General features: G+C 71.1%; 29 protein-coding genes. 14 read left to right on the top strand and 15 right to left on the bottom strand.

From position 1 onward, the window contains the following. Positions 1-93 precede the first annotated feature (93 nt). Together AB0G59_RS16405 and AB0G59_RS16400 are read left to right on the top strand one after the other, a co-directional pair. Positions 94-1083: an aldo/keto reductase gene (locus tag AB0G59_RS16405; protein WP_360912064.1), complete on the top strand. Its 990-nt coding sequence runs from the start codon at positions 94-96 to the stop codon at positions 1081-1083. A 63-nt stretch (positions 1084-1146) separates the two neighbouring features. Continuing rightward, positions 1147-3414 (top strand): MMPL family transporter, encoded by a 2268-nt coding sequence (locus AB0G59_RS16400; RefSeq protein WP_360912062.1) that lies wholly within the window; start codon positions 1147-1149, stop codon positions 3412-3414. 24 nt (positions 3415-3438) lie between these two features. On the opposite strand, the gene AB0G59_RS16395 is transcribed toward AB0G59_RS16400, so the two are convergent. Further along, positions 3439-4119: a GDSL-type esterase/lipase family protein gene (locus AB0G59_RS16395; protein ID WP_360912060.1), complete on the bottom strand. Its 681-nt coding sequence runs from the start codon at positions 4117-4119 to the stop codon at positions 3439-3441. 174 nt (positions 4120-4293) lie between these two features. Here AB0G59_RS16395 and AB0G59_RS16390 point away from each other — a divergent pair, with 174 nt between their 5' ends. After that, complete coding sequence (locus AB0G59_RS16390) at positions 4294-4836, top strand: dihydrofolate reductase family protein (protein WP_360912058.1); 543 nt, start codon at positions 4294-4296, stop codon at positions 4834-4836. A 326-nt stretch (positions 4837-5162) separates the two neighbouring features. Continuing rightward, positions 5163-5756 (top strand): hypothetical protein, encoded by a 594-nt coding sequence (locus tag AB0G59_RS16385; protein WP_360912055.1) that lies wholly within the window; start codon positions 5163-5165, stop codon positions 5754-5756. A 37-nt stretch (positions 5757-5793) separates the two neighbouring features. On the opposite strand, the gene AB0G59_RS16380 is transcribed toward AB0G59_RS16385, so the two are convergent. Continuing rightward, entirely contained in the window at positions 5794-6615 is an 822-nt protein-coding gene (locus AB0G59_RS16380; protein WP_360912053.1) for a lipase family protein, read from the bottom strand. Between the two features lie 216 nt (positions 6616-6831). Between AB0G59_RS16380 and AB0G59_RS16375 the strand changes: the two genes are divergently transcribed. Continuing rightward, complete coding sequence (locus AB0G59_RS16375; protein ID WP_360912051.1) at positions 6832-7338, top strand: carboxymuconolactone decarboxylase family protein; 507 nt, start codon at positions 6832-6834, stop codon at positions 7336-7338. A 23-nt stretch (positions 7339-7361) separates the two neighbouring features. Here AB0G59_RS16375 and AB0G59_RS16370 read toward each other — a convergent pair whose 3' ends face one another. Beyond that, positions 7362-7577 (bottom strand): hypothetical protein, encoded by a 216-nt coding sequence (locus AB0G59_RS16370; protein WP_360912049.1) that lies wholly within the window; start codon positions 7575-7577, stop codon positions 7362-7364. A 551-nt stretch (positions 7578-8128) separates the two neighbouring features. On the opposite strand from AB0G59_RS16370, the gene AB0G59_RS16365 reads away from it, so the two are divergent. After that, on the top strand, positions 8129-8353 hold the full coding sequence (locus tag AB0G59_RS16365; protein ID WP_360912209.1) for a GntR family transcriptional regulator: 225 nt from the start codon (positions 8129-8131) through the stop codon (positions 8351-8353). Here AB0G59_RS16365 and AB0G59_RS16360 read toward each other — a convergent pair. Together AB0G59_RS16360 and AB0G59_RS16355 are read right to left on the bottom strand one after the other, a co-directional pair. Beyond that, positions 8350-8535, bottom strand: a complete 186-nt coding sequence (locus tag AB0G59_RS16360; RefSeq protein ID WP_360912047.1) for a hypothetical protein — start codon at positions 8533-8535, stop codon at positions 8350-8352. The genes AB0G59_RS16365 and AB0G59_RS16360 overlap by 4 nt on opposite strands. Continuing rightward, positions 8532-8678 carry a hypothetical protein gene (locus AB0G59_RS16355; RefSeq protein WP_360912044.1) on the bottom strand — a complete coding sequence of 49 codons (147 nt, stop codon included), beginning with the start codon at positions 8676-8678 and terminating at the stop codon, positions 8532-8534. The genes AB0G59_RS16360 and AB0G59_RS16355 overlap by 4 nt, the downstream gene beginning before the upstream one ends. A 197-nt stretch (positions 8679-8875) precedes the next feature. On the opposite strand from AB0G59_RS16355, the gene AB0G59_RS16350 reads away from it, so the two are divergent. The 4 genes from AB0G59_RS16350 to AB0G59_RS16335 all read left to right on the top strand — a co-directional run bounded on the left by AB0G59_RS16350 (position 8876) and on the right by AB0G59_RS16335 (position 12567). Then, the gene (locus AB0G59_RS16350; protein ID WP_360912041.1) at positions 8876-9118 is read left to right on the top strand and encodes a hypothetical protein; all 243 of its coding nucleotides are present in this window, start codon (positions 8876-8878) and stop codon (positions 9116-9118) included. Then, positions 9090-9617, top strand: coding sequence for a DUF6879 family protein (locus tag AB0G59_RS16345; protein ID WP_360912039.1), 528 nt, complete (start codon positions 9090-9092; stop codon positions 9615-9617). The genes AB0G59_RS16350 and AB0G59_RS16345 overlap by 29 nt, the downstream gene beginning before the upstream one ends. A gap of 27 nt (positions 9618-9644) precedes the next feature. Next, positions 9645-10493, top strand: coding sequence for a helix-turn-helix transcriptional regulator (locus tag AB0G59_RS16340; protein WP_360912037.1), 849 nt, complete (start codon positions 9645-9647; stop codon positions 10491-10493). A gap of 115 nt (positions 10494-10608) precedes the next feature. Then, on the top strand, positions 10609-12567 hold the full coding sequence (locus AB0G59_RS16335; RefSeq protein ID WP_360912035.1) for a hypothetical protein: 1959 nt from the start codon (positions 10609-10611) through the stop codon (positions 12565-12567). Here AB0G59_RS16335 and AB0G59_RS16330 read toward each other — a convergent pair. Together AB0G59_RS16330 and AB0G59_RS16325 are read right to left on the bottom strand one after the other, a co-directional pair. After that, positions 12494-13285 carry a MerR family transcriptional regulator gene (locus tag AB0G59_RS16330; RefSeq protein ID WP_360912033.1) on the bottom strand — a complete coding sequence of 264 codons (792 nt, stop codon included), beginning with the start codon at positions 13283-13285 and terminating at the stop codon, positions 12494-12496. The genes AB0G59_RS16335 and AB0G59_RS16330 overlap by 74 nt on opposite strands. Before the next feature lie 40 nt (positions 13286-13325). Beyond that, complete coding sequence (locus AB0G59_RS16325; protein ID WP_360912031.1) at positions 13326-14240, bottom strand: alpha/beta hydrolase; 915 nt, start codon at positions 14238-14240, stop codon at positions 13326-13328. Between the two features lie 295 nt (positions 14241-14535). Between AB0G59_RS16325 and abc-f the strand changes: the two genes are divergently transcribed. Both abc-f and AB0G59_RS16315 read left to right on the top strand, forming a co-directional pair. Then, positions 14536-16170 (top strand): ribosomal protection-like ABC-F family protein, encoded by a 1635-nt coding sequence (abc-f, locus tag AB0G59_RS16320; RefSeq protein WP_360912029.1) that lies wholly within the window; start codon positions 14536-14538, stop codon positions 16168-16170. Between the two features lie 80 nt (positions 16171-16250). Further along, positions 16251-17804 (top strand): alpha/beta hydrolase, encoded by a 1554-nt coding sequence (locus AB0G59_RS16315; RefSeq protein ID WP_360912027.1) that lies wholly within the window; start codon positions 16251-16253, stop codon positions 17802-17804. Between the two features lie 31 nt (positions 17805-17835). Here the strand turns inward: AB0G59_RS16315 and AB0G59_RS16310 are convergent, their stop codons facing one another. Further along, on the bottom strand, positions 17836-18420 hold the full coding sequence (locus AB0G59_RS16310; protein ID WP_360912025.1) for a hypothetical protein: 585 nt from the start codon (positions 18418-18420) through the stop codon (positions 17836-17838). 113 nt (positions 18421-18533) lie between these two features. Then, positions 18534-19055 (bottom strand): hypothetical protein, encoded by a 522-nt coding sequence (locus AB0G59_RS16305; RefSeq protein ID WP_360912023.1) that lies wholly within the window; start codon positions 19053-19055, stop codon positions 18534-18536. Between the two features lie 217 nt (positions 19056-19272). Between AB0G59_RS16305 and AB0G59_RS16300 the strand changes: the two genes are divergently transcribed. Beyond that, positions 19273-20037: an alpha/beta hydrolase gene (locus AB0G59_RS16300; RefSeq protein ID WP_360912021.1), complete on the top strand. Its 765-nt coding sequence runs from the start codon at positions 19273-19275 to the stop codon at positions 20035-20037. 3 nt (positions 20038-20040) lie between these two features. On the opposite strand, the gene AB0G59_RS16295 is transcribed toward AB0G59_RS16300, so the two are convergent. Further along, positions 20041-20436, bottom strand: coding sequence for a VOC family protein (locus AB0G59_RS16295; protein ID WP_360912019.1), 396 nt, complete (start codon positions 20434-20436; stop codon positions 20041-20043). Between the two features lie 86 nt (positions 20437-20522). Here AB0G59_RS16295 and AB0G59_RS16290 point away from each other — a divergent pair, with 86 nt between their 5' ends. Continuing rightward, entirely contained in the window at positions 20523-20891 is a 369-nt protein-coding gene (locus AB0G59_RS16290) for a VOC family protein (RefSeq protein WP_071962573.1), read from the top strand. 104 nt (positions 20892-20995) lie between these two features. On the opposite strand, the gene AB0G59_RS16285 is transcribed toward AB0G59_RS16290, so the two are convergent. From AB0G59_RS16285 to AB0G59_RS16265, 5 genes are all read right to left on the bottom strand, one after another. Then, entirely contained in the window at positions 20996-21550 is a 555-nt protein-coding gene (locus AB0G59_RS16285) for a hypothetical protein (protein ID WP_360912017.1), read from the bottom strand. A gap of 134 nt (positions 21551-21684) precedes the next feature. Next, entirely contained in the window at positions 21685-22329 is a 645-nt protein-coding gene (locus AB0G59_RS16280) for a TetR/AcrR family transcriptional regulator (RefSeq protein ID WP_360912015.1), read from the bottom strand. Continuing rightward, positions 22317-23060 (bottom strand): enoyl-CoA hydratase family protein, encoded by a 744-nt coding sequence (locus AB0G59_RS16275; protein ID WP_360912012.1) that lies wholly within the window; start codon positions 23058-23060, stop codon positions 22317-22319. Before AB0G59_RS16275 ends, AB0G59_RS16280 begins: the two co-directional genes overlap by 13 nt. Before the next feature lie 17 nt (positions 23061-23077). Beyond that, positions 23078-24250, bottom strand: a complete 1173-nt coding sequence (locus AB0G59_RS16270; protein ID WP_360912009.1) for an acyl-CoA dehydrogenase family protein — start codon at positions 24248-24250, stop codon at positions 23078-23080. After that, a complete protein-coding gene (locus AB0G59_RS16265; protein WP_360912007.1) occupies positions 24247-26202 on the bottom strand; it encodes a biotin carboxylase N-terminal domain-containing protein in 1956 nt (651 codons plus the stop codon). The genes AB0G59_RS16270 and AB0G59_RS16265 overlap by 4 nt, the downstream gene beginning before the upstream one ends. Between the last annotated feature and the right edge of the window lie 3 nt (positions 26203-26205).

Genomic DNA, 26205 nt, shown 5'->3' with positions numbered 1-26205 from the left:
GTCGTCGCCGTGGTGGCCGCGATGAAGTAGCGGGCCGGCCGCCCGCGGGGCGCCCTTGCCTCGAGCGCGCTCGAAGGCGTTGGCTAGGTCGGCATGGAGTACACGCAGCTCGGACGCACGGGCCTCAAGGTCAGCCGACTCGTCCTCGGCACCATGAACTTCGGCCCGCAGACCGAAGAAGCCGACAGCCACGCCATCATGGACGCCGCGCTGGACGCGGGCCTGAACTTCTTCGACACCGCCAACGTCTACGGCTGGGGCGAGAACAAGGGCCGTACCGAGGAGATCATCGGCAACTGGTTCGCCAAGGGCGGCGACCGCCGTGACAAGGTCGTCATCGCCACCAAGGTGTTCGGCGGCATGGACGGCGACCGGGAGCCGTGGCCGAACCACGACCGGCTCTCCGCCGTCAACATCCGACGGGCCGTCGAGGCCAGCCTCAAGCGGCTGCGGACGGACCACATCGACCTCTACCAGTTCCACCACATCGACCGCCTGACCCCCTTCGAGGAGATCTGGCAGGCCATCGACGTCCTCGTCCAGCAGGGCAAGATCCTCTACGCCGGTTCCTCGAACTTCCCCGGCTACAAGATCGCCCAGGCGAACGAGCTCGCCGCCCGGCGCGGCACCGTCGGGCTCGTCAGCGAGCAGTGCCTGTACAACCTCGCCGAGCGGCGCGCCGAGATGGAGGTCATCCCGGCCGCGCAGGAGTACGGCCTCGGCGTCATCCCCTGGTCGCCGCTGCACGGCGGCCTGCTCGGCGGCGTGATCAAGAAGGAGACCGAGGGCGGCCGCCGCGCCTCCGGCCGCTCGGCGGAGGCCCTCGCCAACACCGCCGTCCGCGCGCAGGTCCAGGCGTACGAGGACCTGCTCGACAAGCACGGCATCGAACCCGGCGAGGCGGCGCTGGCCTGGCTGCTCGCCCAGCCCGGCGTCACCGGCCCCATCGTCGGCCCGCGCACGCCGGCGCAGCTGGAGAGCGCGCTGCGGGCGGTGAAGCTGGAGCTGAGCGAGGACGTGCTGACCGGGCTCGACGAGATCTTCCCCGGCCCGGGGCCGTCGCCGGAGGCGTTCGCCTGGTGACGGCGTTCACCCGTTCCCCCGCGGGGGCGTGCCGAGGCGGGGCGTCCGGCATCCAATGACGGTGTGACACCCCAGCGCCCTGTCCCGCCGGACGCCGGACCGCGCCGCTCACCGGCGCCCCCGGCGGGACTGCTGGGGCGGACGGGGCACTGGTGTGCCCGGCACTTCGTCGTCGTCATCGTGCTGTGGCTCGTCGCCCTGGGCGGCGCGCAGGCTCTCGAGCGGGCGTTCGGCGGAAAGTACTCCGACAACTTCGCGCTGCCTTCCACCCCGTCGCAGGAAGGCGCCGACGTCCTCAAGGCCCACGATCCGGCGGCCGGCGGCTACAGCGGGCAAGTGGTCCTCCACGACGCCTCCAAGCCGCTGACTGGCTTCGGCGGCCAGGTCGGCCAGACGGTCACCGACCTGCGGAAGCTGCCGCACGTACTGTCCGCCCAGAACCCCCTGCCGCCGCCCGGCACGCCCGTGAAGCCCACGGGCGGCCCGAACACCGGACCGCTGTCCGACGACGGGAAGACCGCCTACATCACCGTGCGGTTCGACACCCCGCCCTCGACGCTCGGGGCCTCGTACCTCGACGGCGTCGACCGCGCCGTACAGCCGCTGCGTACGGCGGGGGTGCAGGTGGAGTACGGCGGGCCGCTGGGCGAGCTCGCCCGGCCCAAGCCGGACGACCGCCTCAGCGAGCTCATCGGCTTCGGGGTGGCGATCCTGGTCCTGCTGATCGGTTTCGGCAGCGTCATCGCCGCCGCCCTGCCGCTGGTGACCGCGCTCGCCGGCGTCGCCATCGGCCTGAGCGTCCTGGCCCTCCTCGCCGCGGCCTTCACCTTCGCCACCGTCTCGCCGACGCTGGCCACGATGATCGGGCTGGGCGTGGGCATCGACTACGCCCTGTTCCTGCTGACCCGGCACCGCCAGCACGTCATGGACGGCATGGACCCGGCGCAGAGCGCGGGCCGCGCCATGGCCACCAGCGGCCGTGCCGTCCTGGTCTCCGGATGCACCGTCATCGTCGCCCTGATGGGGCTGTGGGTCTCCGGCGTCTCGTTCATCGGCAAGCTGGGCGTGGCGGCCGCCACGACGGTCGTCTCCGCCGTTCTGGCCGCGCTCACGCTCGTACCCGCCCTGCTCGGCCTCGTCGGCTCACGCATCGACGCGCTGCGCGTCCGCACCCCCGTCGCGGAAGGCGACGGCGGCTCCGCGGAAGGCGGGGGCGGCTCCGCGCAGGGCACCTGGCACCGCTACGCGCGCCGGGTCGAGCGCCGGCCCTGGTGGTTCCTGGCCGCCGGCGTCGTCACGATCGCCGTTCTCACCGTCCCGCTGCTGTCCATCCGGCTCGGCCACATCGGGGACGGCGCCGACCCCGAGAGCTTCACCGACCGCCGTGCGTACGACCTGGTCTCGCAGGCCTTCGGCCCGGGCGCCAACGGACCGCTGACCGTCGTCGTCGACCAGAGCCGGGTGCCTGCCGCCGACCGGCCCGCGCTGGCCGACAAGGTCACCAAGGCCCTGACGAACGTGCCCGGGGCCGCCACCGTCACCCCGCCCAAGCCGACGCCGGACGGCGACGTGCTCGTCGCCACCGCGTTCTCCGCGGCCGCGCCGCAGGACGCGTCGACGACCGACCTGGTGAACCGCCTGAAGGACGACACGCTGCCCCAGGCCGTGTCCGGCACCGCCGCCCACGGCTACGTGACCGGCACGACCGCCACCCAGGTCGACTTCGTCGACATCCTCGCCGCGCGCCTCCCCCTGATCATCGCCGCCGTCGTCGCCCTGGCCTTCCTCATCGTCCTCGTCGTCTTCCACGGCATCCTGGTGGCCCTCAAGGCGGCGGCCCTCAACGTGCTGTCCATCGGCGCCTCCTACGGCGTGGTCGTCGCCGTCTTCCAGTGGGGCTGGGGCGGCCCGGCCCTGGGCGTGGCGGGCACCGTCCCGATCGAGAGCTATGTGCCGATGATGATGTTCGCCATCGTCTTCGGGCTGAGCATGGACTACGAGATCTTCCTGCTCTCCCGCATCCACGAGGCGTGGCTGCGCACGGGGAACGCGAAGGACAGCGTCGCGCACGCCCTGGAGATCACGGCCCGGGTCATCACCTGCGCGGCCCTCATCATGGTCAGCGTCTTCGCCGCCTTCATCGTCAGCGACAACATCGTGGTGAAGATGCTCGCCGTGGGCCTGGCCGTGAGCGTGCTCGTCGACGCCACGGTCGTACGGCTGCTGCTGGTGCCGGCGGTGATGACGCTGCTCGGCCGGTCCGCCTGGTGGACGCCGGCCTGGCTGGAACGGCTGCTGCCGAACGTGGACGCCGAGGGGACGCGGGAGTGAGGGGCGGGGGCGGCGGGGGCGGGCTCAGGGGGTGTACGGGGCGCCCACGTCCCACGCCTGATGCATCGCGTCGGCGAAGGCGGCGGCGATGCGGTGCTCGCCCTCCGGGCTGGGGTGCGTGCCGTCGTAGGTGTCGCGGTCGATGTCCCAGTCCTCCGGGTGGGAGGCGAGCAGCAGCGGCGAGGCGGGTTCGTCGAGGTCGGCCACGGCCTTGCCCAGCAGCTCGTTGAAGCGCTCGCACTCGGCGGCGAAGGAGGGCTCGGTGAAGGCGCGGATGTTGGGGATCACCGGCATCAGCACGGCCCGCAGCCGGGGATTGGCCTCGCGGGCCTCCGCGAAGAAGAGCCGGACGTTGGCGGCCGTCTGCTCCGCGTCGGTGTAGAAGCCGAGGTCTATGAGGCCGAGGGAGATCAGCAGCGTGTCCGCCTTGCCCTGGCGCACGGCGTCCCCGATGAGCGGCGCCATGTGCAGCCACCCCTCGCCCCAGCCGGCCAGGTGCCCGCGGGAGCGCTCGGGGAAGCCCGGGTCGCCGTAGTCGAGCGACCCGGCGGCGCCGGCGGCGGGGTCGTAGAGCTCCCGGCGCGGCCCGACGATCTTGTAGGGCCCGCCGTAGGAGGCGTTGAGGTGCTGCCACATGCGGTAGCGCCATGTGTAGTCGCCTGCGCTACCGACAGTCATCGAGTCGCCGACGAACATGATCCGCATACCCCCATCTTCCCAGGTCGTGTCGGCGTCGGGGTACGTGACGGTGGCCACGTGGAGTGAGGGGCGGGGGCGTTGTCAGTGGGGTGCCCTAGGTTGATCAACAGGTCGCGGGAACGCCGCTCATGGGGCGTCTGCCGTTGTGCCGTCATGTCCTTGTGCCTTGGGGGGTTCGTAATGAGCAAGATCGTCGCACTGGTCTATCTGTCGCTGGACGGGGTCATGGAGAACCCGGCCTGGACCGGCCCGTATTTCACGGAGGAGCACGGCGCGTACCAGCACGAGCGGCTGTTCGCCTCCGACGCGCTGCTGCTGGGCCGCGAGACGTACGAGGGCTTCGTCCAGGCGTGGCCGGGCATGACGGACGAGGACGGCTTCGCCGACCGGATGAACTCGATGCCCAAGCACGTCGTCAGCACCACGCTGGAGACGACGGAGTGGAACGCGACCCTGGTCAAGGGGGACCTGGCCGAGGAGGTCGCGGCCCTCAAGGAGCGGTACGAGCGCGACATCCTCGTCTACGGCAGCGGCGCCCTGATCCGCTCGCTCGTGACCGAGGGCCTCGTGGACGAGCTGAAGCTGTGGATCCACCCGGTCGTGGTCGGCGAGGGCAAGCGGCTCTTCCCGGAGGGCACGCAGATGTCGCGGTGGACGCTGGCGGGGACGAAGACGTTCGACTCCGGCGCGCTGATACTCGACTACCGCCCGAGCGGCGAGTAGTCGGGGCCCGAGGGGGGCCGGCCGAGGGGGAACGGCCGGGGGCCGAGGGGGGCTGGGGGCGGCTGGGGGGCCGCCCCCAGGGGACCGAGGGGGGAGAGCGGGGGAGCCGGGCCGGGGGGACCGGCACTCCCGCGGGAGGGGGCGGTGCCTGGGACTGGGGCCGGTACCCGCGCGGGGGAGGCGGGGTACGACCGGAGGGGGGCAGGGCGGGCCGTCGGAACCGGCCGGACGGCGGGCGGTTTTCGTGCGGGCGGGGGACGCCCGGGGGCCGGTCCGGTGGCCATGATCGTGGAGCAGACCACGCCGCTTCCGATCGGAGAACAGCCGTGCAGAAGAAGTCGCTTCGCGTCGCCGCCGTCATAGCCGTCGCGACCGCGCTGACGATCCCGGCGGGTGTCGCGGTGGCGGACACCACCACGCCGCCGCCCCCTCCCGCCGCGGAGAGGACGACCCAGTCATCCATCCAGGGCAAGGCCAGAATGGACTACCCCAGGGCCGACGAGGACGTCAGGGTCTCGGTCGATGCCCACAGCACCTTCGCCCGGGGCAACAAGCCCCTCAAGTCCTGGGGAACGTTCCGCATCTCCCACAAGCAGGCCGGCCCGGACGGCAAAGTCCGCGACTACTGGGGCGACTTCAAGGTCGACTGCCTCACCACCGGCGGCCCCACGGCAACGGTGACCGGCACCCTGGAGCGGACCAGTCCCGGCCACCCCTGGGTGACCATGCTCGACGAGCACGTCCGCATGGGCGTCAGCTTCTACGTCCCGGAGCCGGGCAAGGGCGGCGGGCCGGCACGCATCGGGCTGTCGGGGGCCGCCCTGAAGGAGGAGAAGAAGCCGCCGCTCACCCCGTGCATGGCACCGGCTGCCGACTCGGCGGTCATCGCGGGCGGTTACACCCTCAAGGACAGGCGCTGAGGCCTGTCCTTGAGTCACCCTCGGCGTGGCGGGCCGGTCAGGCGAGGTTCTTCTCCAGCGCGGCGATGTATTTGCGGATGAAGTGGTCCTTCATGCCATCGCTGGCAGGGGCGAACGCGTCGGCCGTGAGGCCCTTCGCCCGGTCCACCAGGCCGGCGGAGAACGACATCGACTCGCGGATCTTGCCGGCGGAGTCGATGTACCGCAGGGCCTCGACGTGGGTGAAGGCCGGCTCCGGTGGCATCTGGGGCACGATGTCGTTGTTGTTCACGAAGCGGACCATCCGCTGTTTGAAGCCCTTGTCGTAGGCGGCGGCGAGCAGCCGGTCGCAGGTGCGGGGCTGGCCGAAAGTGTAGATACCATCCGCGAGTTGGCGCGGGTCCTCCAGATAGAGGCGGGCCCCGGCGAGCATGGCCAGCGCGCCGCCCAGGCTGTGACCGGTGAACCACAGGCTCTGCCCGTTCGTCCGGAATTCCTCCAGCGTGTCCTTCACCGTCGGGAAGATCGACTCCAGGGCCTGCGCGAAGCCGTAGTGGACGTAGCCCGTCTTCGCCGGGCCCGGCCAGGGCGGGGTGGTGGCGTCCGAGAGCCAGTCCCGGATCTGGGCCGGCTCGGTGCCGCGGAAGGCCGTGATGACCATCCGGTCGCTGGCCATCGTGTACGCCTGGGTGTCTTCCAGGGGGAACGGCGGGGTGAACCGCGTCCGGTGGTGCCGTACCCGGTCGAACCCCCAGTCGTGGGCCTGCTTCTCGATGGTGGCCTCGTCCTTGTAGGCCAGGTCGGAGGCCCGGGCCAGCCAGTAGGCGTGGGCCAGGCTGTAGGTGCGGACGCTGTGGTCGATCGTGGCGGGTACGGGCACGGCAGGACTCCCTCTCGCTGGCGGGTGACACGGGTACGCACCACAGACTTAGCCGGAAGACGCCCGGCCCAAAGAACTCATTAACCCGCGCGGGTGACCGGGCCGCCAGTACACCCGGGCCGTCCCCGCGAAACTCGCGTCGCCCATCGGTCACATTCCTTCGACGCCATCCGTCAGGGCAGTGAAAGCAACGTGAGAGCCCGATGGGAGACGACGATGGAAGCACGTTCGATCACTGCAGAGGTTGCGATGGGTCCGCGGATGGTGGAGGACCCCGCGCAGCTCGTCCCCGAGGTGGCGGAGGTGTCGGCGGCGCTGTTCAAGGCGACCGGCAACCACTCGGTGCCGCGGACCACGATCAGCCTGCTGCAGCTGCGCGCCGGCCAGATCGTGGGCAACACCTACCTGACCGTTCTGCACACCGGTTTCCTGCGCAAGGCTGGGGAGTCGGAGGAGCGGATCACGGCGGTGTCGTCCTGGCAGGACGCGCCGTACTTCACCGGCGCCGAGCGCGCCGCGCTGGCTCTGGTGGAGGCCGTGCTCCAGCCGTCCGCCCACGGCGAGAGGGTCTCCGATGCGCTCTACGCCGAGGTGGCCGAGCACTACGACCCCAAGGCGCTCGCCACGCTGATGATCGCGATCGGGCAGGTCAACTTCTTCATCCCGATCGCCCTCATCGCCAAGCCCGTCCCCGGGCGGTCGTTCACCGAGCCGTGGAACTGACACCGCCCGGGTAAGGCTCGACGTCAGGGGGTCAGGGGCCCGTAGGTACGTTCAGCGGTGGCGAACCGGCGCCGTTCCACCGGCTCGGGCGGCCGGAGGTTGGTGGCATACGCCTGCCAGCTGAAGCCGTTGGGGTGCTGGAGCCGGACCAGGCCGTCGACCGATTCGGTCACGGTGCCGACGCCACCGCTGAACGTATCCACGGCGACGGTCCCGGGCTCGACGTGCGGCACGCTCATTTGCCCCACCTGCCACGCGCGTTGACCGCCCGCACCTTGGCGCTGAGCCGCTCCGCATCGGTGGCGACCCGCACGGTGTCGGCTTCGGCCGCCCATGGCGGGCCGCCGGCGGGCGGCCGGAGCTCAAGCTTTGGGCCTCCGTGGCCGACGACTTGGCCGAGTCGGTCGAGTCGCATGTCGACGACGTAGGTGCCGGGTGGGGCGGGGCAGGTGCATTGCGGTGGGGGGAGTTGGGAGGACGACGCCCAAATGGCCCCGCTGTGCGGCAGGGAGATGACGGCGGGTTGGGGTGGACGCAGTGGCGTGGGCCGGGGAGGGGGCGCGGTCTTCACGAACCGCGCTCTCGTCCACGCGAGGAGTCGGGCGATACGCTCGTTCACGTCATCAGCTCCTTGGCTGGGCTGGTGGCCATGCCCCCGGACCGGTCGGACGGTCGCGGGGGTCTTGTGGTGAGCGCCACAATAGAGCCGTTCAGATACAGATGTCTATAGGTGAATGGTGAGGTCAGCTACTATGTTCGAGTAGCTATCGATACTTACAGTCACCATGTGATGGATTTCGACCCGACGCGCCCCAAGTGGACACAGATTGCCGACGTCATCAGGCAACGCATCGCCACGGGTGAGTACCCGCCGAACCACCTGATCTCCGAGACGCGCTTGGAGCAGGAGTTCGGTGTCGCACGCGTAACCGTGCGCAAGGTGACCGCAGCCCTGCGCGAAGAGGGCCTGATCGTCACCACGCATGGCATGGGCTCGTTCGTCGCCCGGCGCTAGACGAGGCGGATTCCGGCCTGAGCCTTGATGACGTCCACTGCTTCGTCGTTGAGCCACCGGAGGGGGACGACCGTCCACTTGTCCTGCTTGCGCATGACCACCGCCTTACCGTCCGGCGTGGTCTCGCAACGCATGAAGCCCTTCTCCTTGAGATCCTGGATCAGGTCCTCGCCACGCTTCATTTGCCTTCGCGGTCCTTGTCGTCAGCCTCGGAGCTGTACATGTCACCGTTCTGGGAGACGCGAGTGTCGGGGTCGGTCGCCTGTTCCTGGTTGGCGTTCGGATCCCAGGGCTCCCCGGCGTTCTCGAAGTCCTTCTTACCCATTTTCGCTCCGGTGTGTGCTCGACGTGCTCGATGGTTGTCGATCGAGTTCCATGACGGTCCCAGCTCCCGAAGGCGGGGGTCCAGCCGATTGCAATGGATTGCAGACCAATTCCCCTGTAGGTACACGGCCTTGACGTCGGGGCCCGACCAGGGAAGCCTGTGCAACCAGCCGCAATCCGCTGACATGGGAGATCGCCATGGCGCTACGGTTCATCGGCATCGACCCGAACACCGGCCACAACGAGTGCCCCACCGTCTGGTACGACGATGATCGCGAAGAGTTCGTGTTCCAGGGACGGAAGGCTGGGGAGGAGCTCCTCGAGAAGTGCCTGGAGACAGGGTCGATTCCTGACACGGAGGCAGTCGTCCGGCTGCCCGCACGCATGGCGCAAATGATCAAGGAGGCCGTGGATGCCGCAGAACGCGCCCCGCTTCGCTGAGCTACTCGCAGCGGCGCAGGAGTCCGCTTTCCACCTGGAAATGAGGGACTCGTACGGCGTGACGAGCGAGGCATCGGACTTCGAACGTTGGCGGGCGACAGGTGAGCGGGACGTCGACCCTGCGTCGGACTACTGGGCGCCATGGGTCGATCTGATCAAGCAGACCGTTGCCCGCGGCGTCATCGTACGCAGGGCACGCGTCGTCTCCGAGCCGGTCTCCGAGTACATCCGGTATGAGCATGCGGGTACCGCTGTGAACGTCCTCGCAGGCGAACAAGTCCGGTGGCTTCCTCGTCGCAACGCCTCCGAGCTGGCCTTGCCCGGGAACGATTACTGGATCTTCGACGGACGCGTGGTGCAGTTCAACCACTTCACCGGAGACGGTGCCTCCGCCGGCGCCTGGACGACCTACGCCCCAGCCGTTGCGCGGATGTGCGCAGACGCCTTCGAGGCGGTCTGGGACCGCGCCGTACCCCACGAAAAGTACACGGCGGCCTAAGACCAGCCGCACAGAGCCACCGAAGTCATGCCCTCGCCGTCCTCAAGCGCCCAGGCCGCCCGTGAAGCTCTCGCTGCGCGGCTCAGGGACCTTCGACTGGACGCCGGCCTGCACGGGCGCGACCTGGCGGCGCTGTGTGGCTGGCACCCGGCCAAGACATCCCGTATCGAGAACTCGAAAACCGCCCCCTCGGACGCGGACATCCGGGCCTGGTGTGCGGCCTGCAAGGCTGACGACCAGGCGCCCGATCTCATCGCAGCCAGTCGAGCAGCCGGGTCCTTGTACATCCAGTGGAAACGACTGCACCGCACCGGCCTTCGGCGGCTGCAAGAGAGCTATGTGCCGCTGTACGAGCGCACCCGGTCATTCCAGGTCTACTGCAACACCGTCGTGCCTGGCTTTCTCCAGACCGAGGGCTATGCGACAGCCCTCCTCAAGACTGTCGCGACATTCCGTGAGACACCCGACGATGTATCCGAAGCCGTGGCTGCCCGACTGGCCAGGTCGCACGTAATAAGAGGCGGCGATCGGCGCTTCTCCATGCTGGTCGAGGAGTCAGTGCTGCGGTTCCGGATCGGCAACGCCGAAGTCATGGCCGGCCAACTCGGGCATCTCCTCGCGGTCATGTCCTTGCCCTCCGTATCCCTGGGCGTCATCCCATTCGCTGCCCCGCGCACGCTGTGGCCGTTGGAGACGTTCAACATCTTCGATGCCGAGGAGGCCGCAGTGGAGACCCTGAGTGCGCAGGTCACGGTAACGGCGCCAGGAGAGGTGGCTCTCTACGTGAAAGCTTTCTCAGAGCTGCAGAAGATGGCCGTGCACGGGGCCCGAGCGAGGGGGCTCATGACTGGGGCCATCGACGCACTCAACTGCTGAGGGCACCCGTTTGACATGCGGCACCGGGGGACTCAGTGTCGAAAGGGGGCGACGTGGTCGCGACGATCCACCCGGCTGGCACTGGCAGGCGGTCCCTATGCGACGTGCGCGAAATGTGCGCTACGGAAATCTTGAGATCGAGCTGCCCGGCGATACCGGCGGTCGGATCAGCAGGGTGCCGCCCACGACGCCTGCCCCGGAATTCGTTCCGCGCAGCGGCCTCGCAGTGCGCCCGCCGCCCTTGCTTCTGGGGCGTGAGGAACAGTTTCAGGACGCGCGCAGCGCGGTGGTGGCCCGGCGTCCCATTGAGTTCCACGCGCCTTGCGGATTCGGCAAAACGACCTTCCTGCAGGGCGTAGCCGCTGATCCTGGCGGGCCGGGTCTCCCGGCTGTCTTCCTGCGTGCCGGTGATGACGATGCGAGGGACCTGCTCCGACGCGTTTTCGCCGTGTTCTACGCATGCGACCGTCCCGTGGTGCCCACCCCGGAGCAGTGGGCCGGGGCGCTCGCCGGGGTGAAGGCCGTGGTGTTGCTCGACGACGCGACAGGTGGCTTCGAGCAAGTGGGGCCGCTGATCGACGATCTTCCCGGCTGTGCGTTCGTGCTCGGTACCCCCCACCCGGTTCTCGGGCGCCACGGGGGGTCGCGGAGCCTGCCCGGCCTGTCCGACGCTGCGGCCTGGGACCTGGTGGCGCGCGAACTGGGCAAGCCCTTGGCCGAACTCACCGGGCCCGAACAGTGGGCCGTGTCCCGGTTCGTGGAGGCTGTGGAAGGGCGGCCCCTGCGGCTCAGACAGGGCGCTGCCCTCGTCCGCGAGGGTGAATGCACGTTCGCTGAGCTCACCGAGTACGTCCGGCGTGACCCGCGAACCCTGGACCGGCTCGCCCTCGACGCGCTCGCCGAACACGAACGCCGCGTGCTGGCTGTTCTGGCACTTACGGCAGGCGCGTTGGTTCCCGGTGATCTCCTGACGGTGATGAGCGATGTCGACGGTGCCGTCGAGGCTCTGCGGAAGATGCGCCGACGTGGTCTCGCCGAGCAGCGCGACGACCGGTTCGGATTGCCGGTGTGCCGGGCTGACAGCTACCGGCCGACCCTGTTCGCGTACCTCGACCTGTCTCATGCCGTCCGCGAACTCGGCAGTTGGCTGGTCGCCTGCGACCCGGACAGCGAGGAGGCCGAGGACGTCGTCACGGCGACCCTGTCCGTGATCGCCTTCGTGGCCGAGCGCCGCGAGTGGAGGGGTGTGATCAGCCTGGTGCGTGCAATCCAGCCGATTCTGGCCCTGAAGGGCCGTTGGGAAGCCTGGAACCACGTTCTCACCGAGGGGTTCGAGGCGGCCAGGGAGGTCGGCGACCAGGCGTCCGAAGCGCTCTTCACCAATCAGCAAGGGCTGTTCGCCTTCTGCGACGACCGACTCGACGCCGCGCGGGACTGCTTCGAAAGGGCCCGCGACCTGTGGGACAGCATCGGCGACGAGGCCGGATCGGCGGTCGCCCGGCACAACCTCGCACAACTGTGGCCTGCGGCCGCCCAACCCCCGCCCCCGCCCACACAGCGACGTGTGCCACCACGCCGTACGCGGGCGTGGGTCGTTGCCGCGGCATGTGCCGCTGCCGCTCTCGCCGCGGCTATCGGTATCGGCACTCTCCTCTCGGGCGGAGACGGCTCATCCGGTGGTACGTCCGGAGGTGGAGATACGTCCTCCTCTCCTCCTGCGTCGGTCGCCGGTACCTATGCCCAAGGCGAGGGCCGCGTACAAAGGCGTCTGCTCCTGGAACCCGCCGGTTCGGATGAGTACCGGGCGACCGGGACGCAGGAGGGAAGCCACGGCATCGACGCCGGGACATGCGAGCAGGAGCTTGGGAACGAGCCGAAGACGGATCCTACGGAAGCCGTCATCAGGGGCAACGGATCCACTTACACGGGCCTGCTCGTCCAGGTGGTCCCGGGGACGGGTGGCACATGCCGCTACCTGGTGTACAACGTGACCCTCGAGGTCATCGATCAGGACACGGTGCAGATGTGTTCTGAGAGATTCGATCGGTGCCTGACCTACCAGCGCTTGGACTAGGTTTGCGCTGCCTGGCCCGGTGGTCGAGCGCGTCGACGATGCGTTGCCAGGCCGGAGAGGCCTCGGCGATCCGGGAAGAGACCAGTTTCAGGTATCCCGGCCGGTCGCCGTCCCGTTCGTGTTCGATCTCCCACGCGTCCAGGTCGGCGATGAGCCGGTCCAGGCGTGGATCGTCCGGGTCCCAGTCGACTGATTGATCGCAGGCGAGATAAAGGCGCGTCGTCTCCGGGTCGTCGAGGCCGGCGTTCTTGTCCCGTATCCGCTGCGGCATGACCTGCGGGTCCAGTGCCTGCATCAGGATCCACGCGTCGCGCTCGAGTCGTACCCTCCGCTCGCTGACCCCGAGACCGCGCATCCGGTTCAGGATGGCGACCACCTCGGGAGGCAGGAAAAGACCTTCACCGCCCGCCAGTTCGGCAACCCTCCTGCGGTATTCGGCGAGCTGGTCGATCTTGCGCTGCAACTCGGCGTCGATGTCGGTGATGGCCGCGGCGAATTCCGTCGGCTGTGCGTGCAGCAGCGCGTCGATACGGGCCAGTGGCACCCCGGCGTCGGCGAGGGTCCGGATCCGGATGAGGTCCACCGCCGCCTGCGCACCGTAGCGGCGGTAGCCGGAGGCGTCGCGCTCCGGCTCGGGCAGCAGGCCGACGTGGTGGTAGTGGCGGACGGTGCGCACGGTCACGCCGGCGGTTGCCGCCAGCTGGCCGATCGTGAGCACCGTGCTCCTCGGGTCTTCGGGCAACGTGGTCGTGCCGAGTCTAGGGGCGGGCCGCACGGTCGATGACGTCGCGGATCGCCCGGACCACGGCGTCGGGGCGGTCGAAGCAGAGACGGTGATGGGCGGTGTCGGAGAGGATGCGTTGTTCCCCGTGCGAGACCGCGCCCACCAGGGCCGCGTCCAGTCTCGTCCTGCCGTCGTGCATCTCCTGCAACGTCCGCTCCGACGTCAACGCCTTCTGGCCGGGGTCGGTGCCCACCACGGTGAGGGCGACCACCGGGACATCGGGAATGGCAGGCCCGGCCCGCAGTTCGGTGGCGAGCTCGGCCAATCCGGTGCGCTCGGCGATGCCGACGTCGGTCCATTCGTCGCTCACCTTGGCGTCTGTCAACGCCTGCCGCACGTGCTCGGGGTAGTCCGCCAGCAACTCGGCGAACATCTCGCGCAGGGCCTGGCGCATCTGCTCCAACTGCTCCCGGCCAGGCGCCATCCGCTCGACCGCGGCCAGGTGCGCCTCGGGCGGCATGAAGTCGTCCCAGTCGCGGTGGAAGGCGTCCAACCAGACCAGCCCCGCCACGTCCTGCGGGTACAGCTGCGCGAACCGGTGCGCGTAGAAGCCGCCGAGCGAGTGCGGCACCAGAACGTACGGGCCGGGGATGCCCTGGGCGCGCAGCAGCTCGCGCAGTTCCGTGGCGACCGCGGTGGCGGTGCGCGGCAGCGGGAGGGGATCGCTGTAGCCCGTGCCGCCTCGGTCGTACACGACGGCGGTGGTGAACCGCGAAACCTCCTGCTGGACACCGAAATAGTCCAGGCCCACCGCGCTCGCGCCCGGCAGGAACACGACGGCCGGTCCGCCGCTGCCCGCCCGGTGCACGAAAACGCGGCGGCCGTCGATCTCCTGGAACCCTCCGACCGGAGGAATGCGCCTTGCCGTGGAAGTGTCGTTCTTCGTCATGCGACGAGGCTCCAACCCTGACGTAGGGTCAAGGTCAACCCCTACCAGCCTCTTCCGACCCCTTCCGCCCCCCTGTGCGCGTTGTTAAAATGCTGCGGATATTGATCATGTGTTGAGGAGACGCCAGACATGGCGATGGACGACGACATCTCCGGGTGATTGCCCAGCCCCGACAGGCCGCCGGCCGGTGCGCGGAAGCACCGCCGTCGTGGCCTCGTTGTCGTTCCTCTTTTCCCCTTGTCTGCCGCCGAGGCAGAGGTCTCTTTCCTGCCTCCCTCCTCACGAGGTCACCTCCATGTCCGACGTTTCCGTCGTCTGCTCGAACCTGTCCTTCGCCTGGCCCGACGACACGCCCGTCTTCCAGGGCCTGTCCTTCACCCTCGGCTCCGGCCGCACCGGTCTCGTCGCACCCAACGGCACCGGCAAGAGCACCCTGCTCAAGCTCATCGCCGGTGAGCTGAGCCCCCGCAGCGGGGCGGTCACAGTGCTCGGCGCCCTCGGCTACCTCCCGCAGAGCCTGCCCCTGACCGGCGATCTCACCGTGGCCGAGGTGCTGGGCGTCGCCGCGATCATCCGGGCCATCGACGCCGTGGAGTCCGGGGACGTCGAGGAGAAGCACTTCACCACCATCGGCGACGACTGGGACATCGAGGACCGCACCCGCGCCCAGCTGGACCGCCTCGGCCTGGCCGACCTCACGCTGGACCGCACTCTGCACACCCTCAGCGGCGGCCAGGTCGTCTCCCTCGGTCTTGCCGCCCAACTGCTGAAGCGGCCCGACGTGCTGCTGCTCGACGAGCCCACCAACAACCTCGACCTCGGCGCCCGGCACAAGCTCTACGACGCGCTGGAGGACTTCAACGGCTGCCTGCTCCTGGTCAGCCACGACCGCGCCCTCCTCGACCGCATGGAACGCATTGTCGAACTCGACCGCGGCGAACTCCGCGTCTTCGGCGGCAACTTCACCGCGTACGAGGAGTCCGTCCGGGCCGAGCAGGAGGTCGCCGAGAAGAACGTCCGCAACGCCGAACAGGAGCTGAAGCGGGAGAAGCGGGAGATGCAGCAGGCCCGCGAACGCGCCGAGCGCCGACAGAGCAACGCCGCCCGCAACCTGAAGAACGCCGGACTGCCGCGCATCTTCGCCGGCAACATGAAGCGCGGCGCCCAGGAGTCCGCCGGCCGGGCCGGCCAGATGCACGCCGGCCGGGTCGACGAGGCGAAGGCCCGGCTGGACGAGGCCGGACGCGCACTGCGCGAGGACCAACGCATCACGCTGGACCTGCCCGCCACCAACGTGCCGGCCGGACGCACCCTGTTCTCCGGCGAACAGCTCCACGTCCGACTCGGCGAGAAGGACGTCTTCGCAGGCCAGGGCGTCGATCTGACGATCCGGGGCCCGGAACGCATCGCGCTGACCGGCCCCAACGGCGCCGGCAAGAGCACCCTGCTGCGTCTGCTCAACGGCGACCTGGCCGCCGACAGCGGCGAGATCAAGCGGGCCGACGGGCGCATCGCCTACCTCTCGCAGCGCCTCGACCTGCTGGACCCGGACCGTACGGTCGCCGAGAACTTCGCCGACTACGCCCCGGACCGGCCGGAGGCGGAGCGGATGAACCTGCTCGCCCGCTTCCTCTTCCGCGGCGGCCGCGCCCATCTGCCCGTAGCGGTGCTCTCCGGCGGCGAGCGGCTGCGCGCCACCCTGGCCTGCGTCCTGTGCGCCGAACCGGCCCCGCACCTGCTGCTCCTGGACGAGCCGACGAACAACCTCGACCTGGTCAGCACGGGCCAGTTGGAGAGCGCCCTGAACTCCTATCAGGGGGCCTTCGTGGTGGTCAGCCACGACGAGCGGTTCCTCCACGAGATCGGAGTGAACCGGTGGCTGCGGCTGGCCGACGGCCGGCTGACGGAGACCGGAGCCCCTGAGATGTGAGCCGTACGGGGGCTGGCCCCCCTGCCAACAGGGGGGAATGGCCCATGGGCCGGGGCGATGGGGACTTCTAGCGTCAAGGCATGAGAAAACGCACGGTACTCACCGCCCTCACCCTCTCCCTCAGCACCGTCGCCACGGGGACCGGCCTCGCCGCGAGCTCGGCGAGCTCCGCGAGCGCCGCATCCGAGCAGCGCGACGGGCTGGAGCGGTTCAGACAGCAGAAGGTCGCCTGGGGCGAGTGCCGGGACACGAAGCTGGCGGCGAGCGGGACCGAGTGCGCCCGGGTCACCGTGCCGCTGGACTACGGCGACCCGGACGGGCGGACGTTAGAGGTCGCGATCTCGCGGATCAAGGCCAAGGCCGGCAAGGACGGCAAGGCCGGGACGCGGCGCGGCATCCTGCAGACGAACCCGGGCGGCCCCGGCGGGTCCGGTCTGTCCATGCCCTCCGAACTGCGGGAACGGCTGAGCCCCGAGGTGGCGGCGGCCTACGACATCATCGGCATGGACCACCGCGGGGTCGGCGAGAGCACCCCGTTGGACTGCGGGCTGACCCGGGCGTCCTGGCTACGCTCGTCCGGAAGCGACCGGGCCGGGTTCGACGAGAACGTACGGCTGGCGCGGCAGGACGCCCGCAAGTGCACCGAGAAGTACTCCGGCACTCTGGCGCACTACTCGACCCGCAACGTCGCCCGCGACGTCGACATCGTCCGCGCCGTGCTGGGCGAGCGCCGGACGTCCTGGTTCGGCCAGTCGTACGGCACGGTCCTCGGAGCCACCTACGCGCAGATGTTCCCCGAGCGGGTCGACCGCCTGGTCCTGGACAGCGCGCCCGACCCGGCCGGGTACGGCGGCATGGGCCTGGTCCAGGACATGGGGCCCGTCAACGAGAAGGCCCTCGACGACTTCGCCGCATGGGCCGCGAAGCGCCACGACACCTACCGCCTCGGTGCCACGGCTGCCGCCGTCCGCGGCACCGTCGAGGGGCTCGTACGACGGGCCATGGACGAGCCGATCAAGGTCGGCCCGCACCGGCTGGACGGGCACGACCTGCCGTTCATCTTCTTCACCCTGGGCGTGGACTCCGCGAACGACCAGCAGTACGCCGAGGTCGTGCGGTATCTGCTCGACGCCGCCGACGGTAAGGCGGGCACACCGCACCAGTACGTGCTCGACCTGCTCAAGTCGCTGTCCGACCCGGCGGGGAGCGGGATGAGCGCCATGACCTCCGCGCAGCTCGCGGTGCTCTGCGCCGACACCACCATGCCCCGGGACCCCGAGTGGTACTGGCGGGCCACGGAGCGCTCCCGTGCCGGGCAGCCGGTCTTCGGCCCGGTCGTCAACGGGCCGATGCCGTGCGCCTTCTGGAAGGAGCACCCCCGCGAGAAGCTCACGGAGATCAACAACAAGGTGCCGGCGCTGCAGCTCCAGGCGACCGTGGACACCCGCACCCCCTACGAGCAGGGGCTCGGCATGCACCGGGCCATGCGCGGCTCGGTCCTGGTGACCGTCCCGACCCGTACCCACGCCGTCGTGGTCTCCCGCACCGGCACGTGCGCGAACAAGGCCGTCGACGACTACCTGCTGCGGGGCACCCTGCCCGCACGGGACGTCACCTGCCGGCCCGCGGCCTGAGCCGGTCCGACGCCGCCGACGCCGCCGCCGCTCAGGATCCCGCGCTGGGCGGCGCGGCGGGCGGGAGCTGGGGGACGGGCGGGGCGTGCAGCGCGGGGGGCTGCAGTTCGGCCAGGACCAGGGCGCTGGAGGGGATGGCGGCGCGCATCTCCAGGAGTCCGACGAGAGCGGTGTAGAGCCGGTCGACTCCCTCGTACGTCTCGTGGGCCAGGACCAGGCGGGCGCGGGTCTCCAGGTTCTGCCAGGCGTAGCGCCTGCGCAGGTTGGCCATCTGCCGGGCGTCGGCCCGCAGGAACCCCGACCCGGCCGAGAAGCCCGCTGCCAGCAGCGCCAGGATGGCCGCCGGCACGCGGGCCCCGGCCGAGGCCAGTCCGGCGGCGCCGGCGATCCCGGCCAGGACGGCCGCGGGAAATCCCAGACAGAGGAAGGCCGCGTTCCATAACTTGCTGCGCCGCTGGGCGCGCCTGGCTCCGATGTGTGCCTCGTCGACGATCTTCTCGACCTCGGCCCGGAGGTGGCGCAGGCGCTCGGCGGTGGGATCAGGTGCGGGTGCGGGTATGGGCGCGGGTGTGGCGGCAGCTGCGGGTGCGTTCGGCGCGTCTGGGGTGTCCGGCACGGCTTCCCTTGCGGTCGGTAAGAGATGCGATGCCGCCGGAGTTTAGGGGAGCCGTACCGGTCGCGGGAGGCGATACCGGCGCCCGCACGCCCGGGCGCCGGTTCGCGCCGGCTTCAGCGGGTGGCTTCGGCCGTGAGGTGGTACGTGGTGTCGACCCAGAAGCCGCCGGTGGTGCGCGCCTTGATCTCCAGGACGTACTGGCCCGGGGCCAGGGGCGCGAGGCCGGCCCACAGGCCCCAGGCGACCCGGCGGCGGCCGTTGGCTCGGAAGGGCGGGGAGGTGAACTGCTCGAGGGGGAGCTCGGTGCCGTTGAGGTAGGCCTTCGCCTCGGCCACGCCCATCAGCATGGGCTTCCGCGAGTACCACGGGACCGGGTGCTGGGTGTTGAAGACCGGGAAGAAGACGGGGCGGTCCGCGGGTATCGGGCACCGGCGGACGACCTTGCCGCCGTAGGTGCCGGCGAGGAACCAGAGGTCGTCCGGCTGGTCCCAGTCGGCGAACTCCCCGCTCTGGTCCCGCACGGGGTCGTAGTCGTCGGGCGACGAGAGGGCCCACTGCCACCAGCGCGCGGCCAGGGCCCCGCCTTCCTTCGCCCCGAGTCTCCAGGAGCTGCCGCTCGACACCGTCTCGCTCACGCCCTCCGCCCTTTCCGTGCACGGCCCTGACCAGGGCCTTCGGCTGAATGAGCGGACTTTACGCCATGAGGGCGATTTTCGGCCGATCGCAGGTTCGATACGCGGTCCGCCCGCCCGTGCGGGGCGTTGACCCGGCCTCCCGGGGGTCGCCAGACTTGTCGCCCGCGGCCCCGGGCGTCGGTGCCCGGGCGGCCACCTCATGACCGGGGAGCGCACCGTGACAGGACAGGTCATTCCGTACGAGGTGCAGGGCAGCGGCTCCAGGCGCGCGATCCTGCTGCACAACTGGTTCGGGGACCGGACGAGCTTCGCCCCGATGCGCGAGCATCTGGACGGGGACCGGTTCAGCTACGCGTTCGTGGACTGCCGGGGCTACGGAGAGGCGATCGACGTCGACGGCGCCTTCACGATGGAGGAGGTCGCCGAGGACGCCCTCGCCGTGGCCGACCGTCTGGGGTGGGAGACCTTCTCGGTCGTCGGCCACTCCATGGGTGCCAAGGCCGCCCAGCTCATGCTGCTGGAGGCGCCGTCGAGGGTCCGGTCGGTCGTCGGTATCGCGCCGGTGGCCGCGTCCGGCTTCCCGCTCGAAGGGGAGGCCTGGGAGCTGTTCGCCGGAGCGGAGAAGGACCCGGGAAGCCGCAGGGCGATCATCGACAACACCACCGGCGGGCGCCGCGACGACGCCTGGCTGGACGCCATGGTGAGCCGCTCGATGCGCAATTCCGCGCCCGCCGCCTTCCGTTCGTATCTCGACTCGTGGTCGGGCTCCGACTTCCACGAGCGGGTGCGGGGCAACCGGACCCCGGTCCTCCTGGTCGTCGGCGCGCACGACCCGGCGCTGGGGGCCGAGGCCATGCGGGCGACCTGGCTCCAGTGGTACCCGAACGCCGAACTCGAGGTGCTGCCGGACGCGGGGCACTATGCGCCGGAGGAGTCCCCCGAGGCCCTGGCCGCAGCCGTCGAGGGGTTCCTGGGCCGCTGACGCTCAGCCCTGTGTGGCGGCCCGTTCCGCCGCGCTGCGCTCGACGCAGAACTCGTTGCCGGCCGGGTCGGCGAGGACCACCCAGCCCGTGCCGTCCGGCCGGCGCCGGTCGTCGACGACGGTCGCGCCGAGCGCCACCACCCGCTCCACCTCCGCCTCCCGCGGCCCGTCGGGCTGCAGATCGAGGTGCACCCGGTTCTTGAGCGTCTTCGCCTCGGGCACCCGTAGGAACAGCAGGTCCGGCTGCCCTTCCGGGGTCACCAGGCCCACTTCGTCGCCACCCGGCGCGCCCTCGGGGTCGACCGGATGGCCGAGCACCTCGCTCCAGAACCGGGCCAGTGCGTACGGCTCGTGCGGCGGGGCGCAGTCGAAGCTGATGTTGCGGACGAGGGACGTCACTTGTTCTCCTGGCGTCTGAAGGAATGCGGCGGGCAATTCTCATCAAGATCCGGACAGCATCGCAACCACTGTGGAACGCTGGCGACATGCTTGATCACATAGCGATCCAGGTACGGAACGTCGCGGCGAGCGCGGGCTTCTACGATGCCGTCCTCGCGCCGCTCGGAGGCAAGCGGACCAAGGAGTTCGGCGAATTCGTCAGCTTCGGCACCACCGGGCACACGCTCTGGCTGGTCCCCGCCGGCGAGGACGCGCCGGGTGCCCGCGAGGTGCACCTCGCCTTCGCCGCGGCCGACCGTGCGGCCGTCGACGCGTTCCACGCCGCCGCGGTGGCGGCCGGTGCCGAGTCCTTGCACGCACCGCGGGTGTGGCCGGAGTACCACGCGTCGTACTACGGGGCCTTCGTCCGCGACCCCGACGGCAACAACGTCGAAGCCGTCTGTCACACGCCGTAGACCGCTCCTTGAGCAGGGTCCGGGCATGGCAGGTACGGACGGGAACGGACGAGCCGGGACCGCGTCATCCGCGCGGCCCCGGCGGTCAGCTGCGCGGGGGTACGTCAGCAGGGCCGGACGTACCAGATCGGCTCCCAGTAGTAGGACGCGTTGATCGAGGGAGCCCCCACCGTGGTGGTGACGACATTGCGGTTGCGGTCCTTGAGCCTGGCCTGGGTGCCCGGGGTCTGGTTGTTCGCCCAGGATCCGTAGCCGCGCCAGTTCGACAGGGCGTGGTCCTTGCAGTAGTAGAGGTCGAGTTGGTCACCGGTGAAGGACTCGCCCCGGAACATGCAGAACCGTTCGTAGCGGCACTCGGCGAACTTCGCGTTCGCGGAGCTCAGATCGCGGGTCTTGCGCTCGCCGGGCAGGGTGAGCGTGAGGGTGGCGCCGTCCAGTTCGATCCTGTTGGCGGCCACCTGTTTACCGCCCGTCCGGGCGAGGTAGTCATTGACTCTGGTCTGCAGTTCCTTCGCCTGCGAGCCGCTCAGGCCCGCCTTCCTCGCCTGGTCCGCGAAGCCGGCGGTCCCGGCGGCCGAGGCCGTGCCGGACGCGCCGACCAGTGAGCCCGCCAGTGCTGTCGCCGCGAAGGCCATCGCGGCGGATTTACGCAGTGCCATTCGAGATTCCCCCTCATGGATCCCGAGCCGGCACCCACCGCCCTTGCGGTGGGCATGCCAGCAGTAGCCCACAGGGCGGGGGCGGTGTCCACACCGTTCGGTGGTGTTCGAAACGCGCTGGTGGCGCCCGTTCGTCAGCCGTCCAGCGCGTCGTCCAGGATCCGCACCCACTGCTCCACCACGCGCCGGCGCCGCGCCCGGTCGTCCGTCAGGAGCGTCGCCAGCCCCAGGCCGCGCGCCATGTCCAGCAGGCCCTGCACGGTCTCCCGCACGCCGGGCACCTTCTCGTCCGCGCCCAGCAGCTCCACCGCCATGCGGTGGGTCTCCCGGCCGACGCGCGCCTCCAGGTCCGTCACGCGCGAGCGCAGCTGCGAACGGTCGTGGGAGGCGGCCACCCACAGCTGCAGCGCGGCCCGGAACAGTGGACCGGTGTACAGCTCGACCAGCTCGGTCACGACGATGTACCGGCGCGCCGGGCCCAGGATGGGCGACGCCGAGGCCACCAGCTCCCGCAGCGCGGCCGAGCGCTCCTCCGCCACGTACTCGACCGCCGCCGTGAAGAGGTCCTCGCGGGTGGGGAAGTGGTGCTGGGCCGCGCCCCGGGACACCCCCGCCCGCTCGGCGACCACGGCCACCGTCGAGCCCGCCCACCCGTGGTCCGCCAGGCAGGCGATGGCCGCCTCCAGCAGGCGCCGCCGCGTCGCCCGGCTCCGGTCCTGCTTGGGACCGGGGCGAGGGGCGGAGCCGGAGTCCGGGCGGGGATCGGTCAGCGCACCCACGACGGGTCCCTCTTCCCCAGGAACGCCGCCATGCCTTCCCGTGCCTCCTCCGACGCGAAGAGCCGTGCCGACCGCTCGACCAGTTCCTCCGCATCGCGGTCGAAGGCCCGCAGCACCTCCGCCGTGACCAGCCGTTTCGACGCGGCCAGCCCTTGCGGCGAACCACGGCGCAGACCCTCCAGGACCGGCTCGAGGGCCTTGTCCGGGCCCTCGTCGCCGGCCGCGAGCGTGATCAGGCCGATCCTCGCCGCCTCCTGCGCGCCGAAGCGCTCGCCCGTGAGGTAGTAGCGCGCCGCCGCCCGGGCGTCGAGGCGCGGCAGCAGCGGCAGGGAGATGACGGCCGGGGCCAGCCCCAGCCGCGCCTCCGTGAACGCGAACGACGACGCCCCGCTCGCCACCGCGATGTCGCACGCCCCCAACAGCCCCAGGCCCCCGGCCCGTACATGGCCGTCCACCCGTGCCACCACCGGTCCCGGCAGCTCCACGATGGTCCGCAGCAGCCGGGCCAGCGCCTCCGGGCCCGTCGGCGTCGGCTCGCTCAGGTCCGCGCCCGCGCAGAACGTGGTGCCGGAGTGGGTGAGGACCACGGCGCGGGTGTCCGCGTCGTCGGCGGCCCGCCGCAGCCCGTCGTGCAACTCGGCCACGAGGCGGGACGAGAGGGCGTTGCGGTTGTGCGGGGAGTCCAGCGTCAGCGTGGTGACGCCGTGCTCGTGCGAGCTGCGGACCAGCATCGCGAAACCTCCTGGTGTCAGTAGGACTTGGGCAGGCCCAGCGTCTGGTGCGAGACGTAGTTGAGGATCATCTCCCGGCTCACCGGCGCCACCCTCGTCACCCGCGCCGCGGTGATCAGCGAGGCCAGCCCGTACTCCGTGCTCAGACCGTTGCCGCCGAGGGTGTGGACCGCCTGGTCGACGGCGCGGACCGCGGCCTCGGCGGCCGCGTACTTCGCCATGTTGGCCGCCTCGCCGGCGCCCGCGTCGTCCCCGGCGTCGTAGAGGTGCGCGGCCTTGTACATCATCAGCCGCGCCAGCTCGATCTCGATGTGAGACCGCGCGAGGGGGTGGGCGATGGCCTGGTGCGCGCCGATCGGCTCGTCCCACACCTGGCGGGTACGGGCGTAGTCGACGGCCCGCGCGACGGCGTGCCGGCCCATCCCGATCGCGAACGCCGCCGTCATGATGCGCTCGGGGTTGAGCCCGGCGAACAGCTGCAGCAGCCCGGCGTCCTCGTCGCCCACCAGGGCGTCCGCCGGCAGCCGCACCTCGTCGAGGACGAGCTCGAACTGCTTCTCCGGCGACGCGACGTCCATGGGGATGAGGTTGCGGGTGAAGCCGGGCGCGTCGCGGTCGACGATGAACAGGCAGGGCCTCAGCCTGCCGGTCCGGGCGTCCTCCGCGCGGCCGACGATCAGCGTCGCGTCGGCGACGTCCACGCCGGAGATGAAGACCTTGCGGCCGGTGAGGATCCAGTCGTCGCCGTCGCGCCGGGCCGTCGTGGTCAGGCGGTGGGAGTTGGAGCCGGCGTCGGGCTCGGTGATGCCGAACGCCATCCGGGTCGTGCCGGCGGCGAGGCCGGGCAGCCAGGCGCGCTTCTGCGCGTCCGTGCCGAAGCGGGCGATGACCGTGCCGCAGATGGCGGGTGAGACGACCAGGAGCAGCAGCGGGCAGCCGGCCGTCCCCAGCTCCTCCAGGACGACGGCCAGTTCGGTGATCCCGCCGCCCCCGCCGCCGTACTCCTGGGGGAGGTTCACTCCGAGGTAGCCGAGCTTGCCGGCCTCCGCCCACAGCTCGTCGGCGTGTTTGCCCTCGCGTATCGCGTCGGCGAAGTACGCGCGGCCGTAGCGGCCCGCGAGGGCGGCGACGGCCGCGCGCAGGGCGGACTGCTCGGGGGATTCGATCAGCGTGCTGCCGGTGGTGCTCATGGCGTCTTCTCCTCGGTCTCGGTGACCACGGCGAGCAGTTCCCCCACCTCGACCTGGCGGCCGGGCACGGCGTGCAGCGCCGCGAGGGTCCCCGAGGCGGGGGCCACGACGCGGTGCTCCATCTTCATGGCCTCCAGCCACAGCAGCGGCTGCCCGGCCCGTACGGCCCGGCCCGCGGCGATGCCGTCCGCGAGCCGGACGACCGTGCCGGGCATGGGGGCGAGGAGGGAGCCGGGTTCGGTGCGCGGGGCGGGGTCGGGGTGGCGGGGGAGGGGCGTGAGGGTGTACGAGCCCGCGTGCGGGGTGTCGACGTGGACGTCGCCCGTGGCGTACGCGGCCACGTCGAGGGTGCGTCGGACGCCGTCGACCTCCAGGACCACCCGGTCACGAGCGGCGTGCAGCAGCCGGACGCCGGGGAAGCCGTCGGCCGTGAGCCCGTCGCGGCCGAGGCGGTAGCGGATCGTGTGGAGCGCGCCGGCGGCGCAGCGGTAGGTCTTGACCTGCGGCATGGAGGGGACGTTGCGCCAGCCGCCGAAGCGGCTGCGGCCCTGTGCGTCGGCGACGGCCGCGGCCAGGGCCGCCAGGCAGACGGCCGGGGGCGGTGCGGTCAGGGCGGGCAGGTGGCGTTCGTAGAAGCCGGTGTCCGGCGCGCCCCGGGCGAACTCGGGGTGGCGCAGGGAGCGGACGAGCAGGTCGCGGTTGGTGACCGGGCCGTGGAGGCGGGCGCGCTCCAGGGCGTGGGCCAGTGTGCGGACGGCTTCGCGGCGGGTGGGGGCCCGGGCGACGACCTTGGCCAGGAGGGGGTCGTAGTGGACGGTCACGGTGTCGCCGTCCTCCATGCCGGAGTCGACGCGTACGCCCGCGGCGGCGGGGATCCGCAGGCGGTGCATCGCGCCCGTCTGCGGCCGCCAGTCGTGGGCGGGGTCCTCCGCGTACAGGCGGGCCTCCACCGCGTGCCCCGACGGCCGCGGGGGCTCGCCCAGTGCCGCGCCCTCGGCGACGCGCAGCTGCAGCGCCACCAGGTCGACGCCGTACACGGCCTCGGTCACCGGGTGTTCGACCTGCAGGCGGGTGTTCATCTCCAGGAAGTACGGGCGGCCGTCCGCCGAGACCAGGAACTCGGCCGTGCCCGCGTTGACGTAGCCGATCGCGCGGGCCGCGGACGCGGCGGCGTCGCACAGGGTGCGCTCCAGGTGCCCGGGCAGGTCCGGGGCCGGGGCCTCCTCGATCACCTTCTGGTGTCGCCGCTGCAGGGAGCAGTCCCGGGTCCCCAGCGTCCACACCGTGCCGTGGGCGTCCGCGAGGAGCTGCACCTCGACGTGGCGCGCGCCCTGGACGTACGGCTCGACGAAGACCTCGCCGTCACCGAAGGCGGCCGTCGCCTCCGCCCGCGCCGAGGCCAGCGCGCCCTTAAGGCCGGGCAGGTCGCGCACCACCCGCATCCCGCGCCCGCCGCCGCCCGCCGCGGCCTTGACCAGCACGGGAAGGTCGCCGGCGGTGACGGCGGCCGGGTCGAGGGGAGCGAGCAGCGGCACCCCGGCCCGCGTCATGACGCGCTTGGCGCGGGTCTTCGACGCCATCGCCTCGATCGCCTCGGGCGGCGGCCCGATCCACACCAGGTGCGCGTCCCGCACCGCCCGCGCGAAGTCGGCGTTCTCGGAGAGGAATCCGTACCCCGGGTGCACGGCGTCCGCGCCGGCCGCGAGGGCCGCCGCGATCAGCAGGTCGCCGCGCAGGTAGGTGTCCGCGGCCGCCGCCCCCGGCAGCCGTACCGCCGCGTCGGCCTCCCGGACATGCCGGGCGTCCGCGTCGGGGTCCGAGTGCACCGCGACCGTCGCGATGCCCAGCTCCCGGCAGGTGCGGAAGACGCGGCAGGCGATCTCGCCCCGGTTGGCCACGAGCACCGAGGAGATCGCGGGCTCCTTCGCCGAAGAGAAGGCCGAAGAGAACATGGA

This window comes from Streptomyces sp. NPDC021096, from assembly GCF_040641275.1.
Classification (GTDB): domain Bacteria; phylum Actinomycetota; class Actinomycetes; order Streptomycetales; family Streptomycetaceae; genus Streptomyces.
Note: the sequence above shows the minus strand (reverse complement) of the source record. Positions and strands in the feature narration are given on the sequence as shown.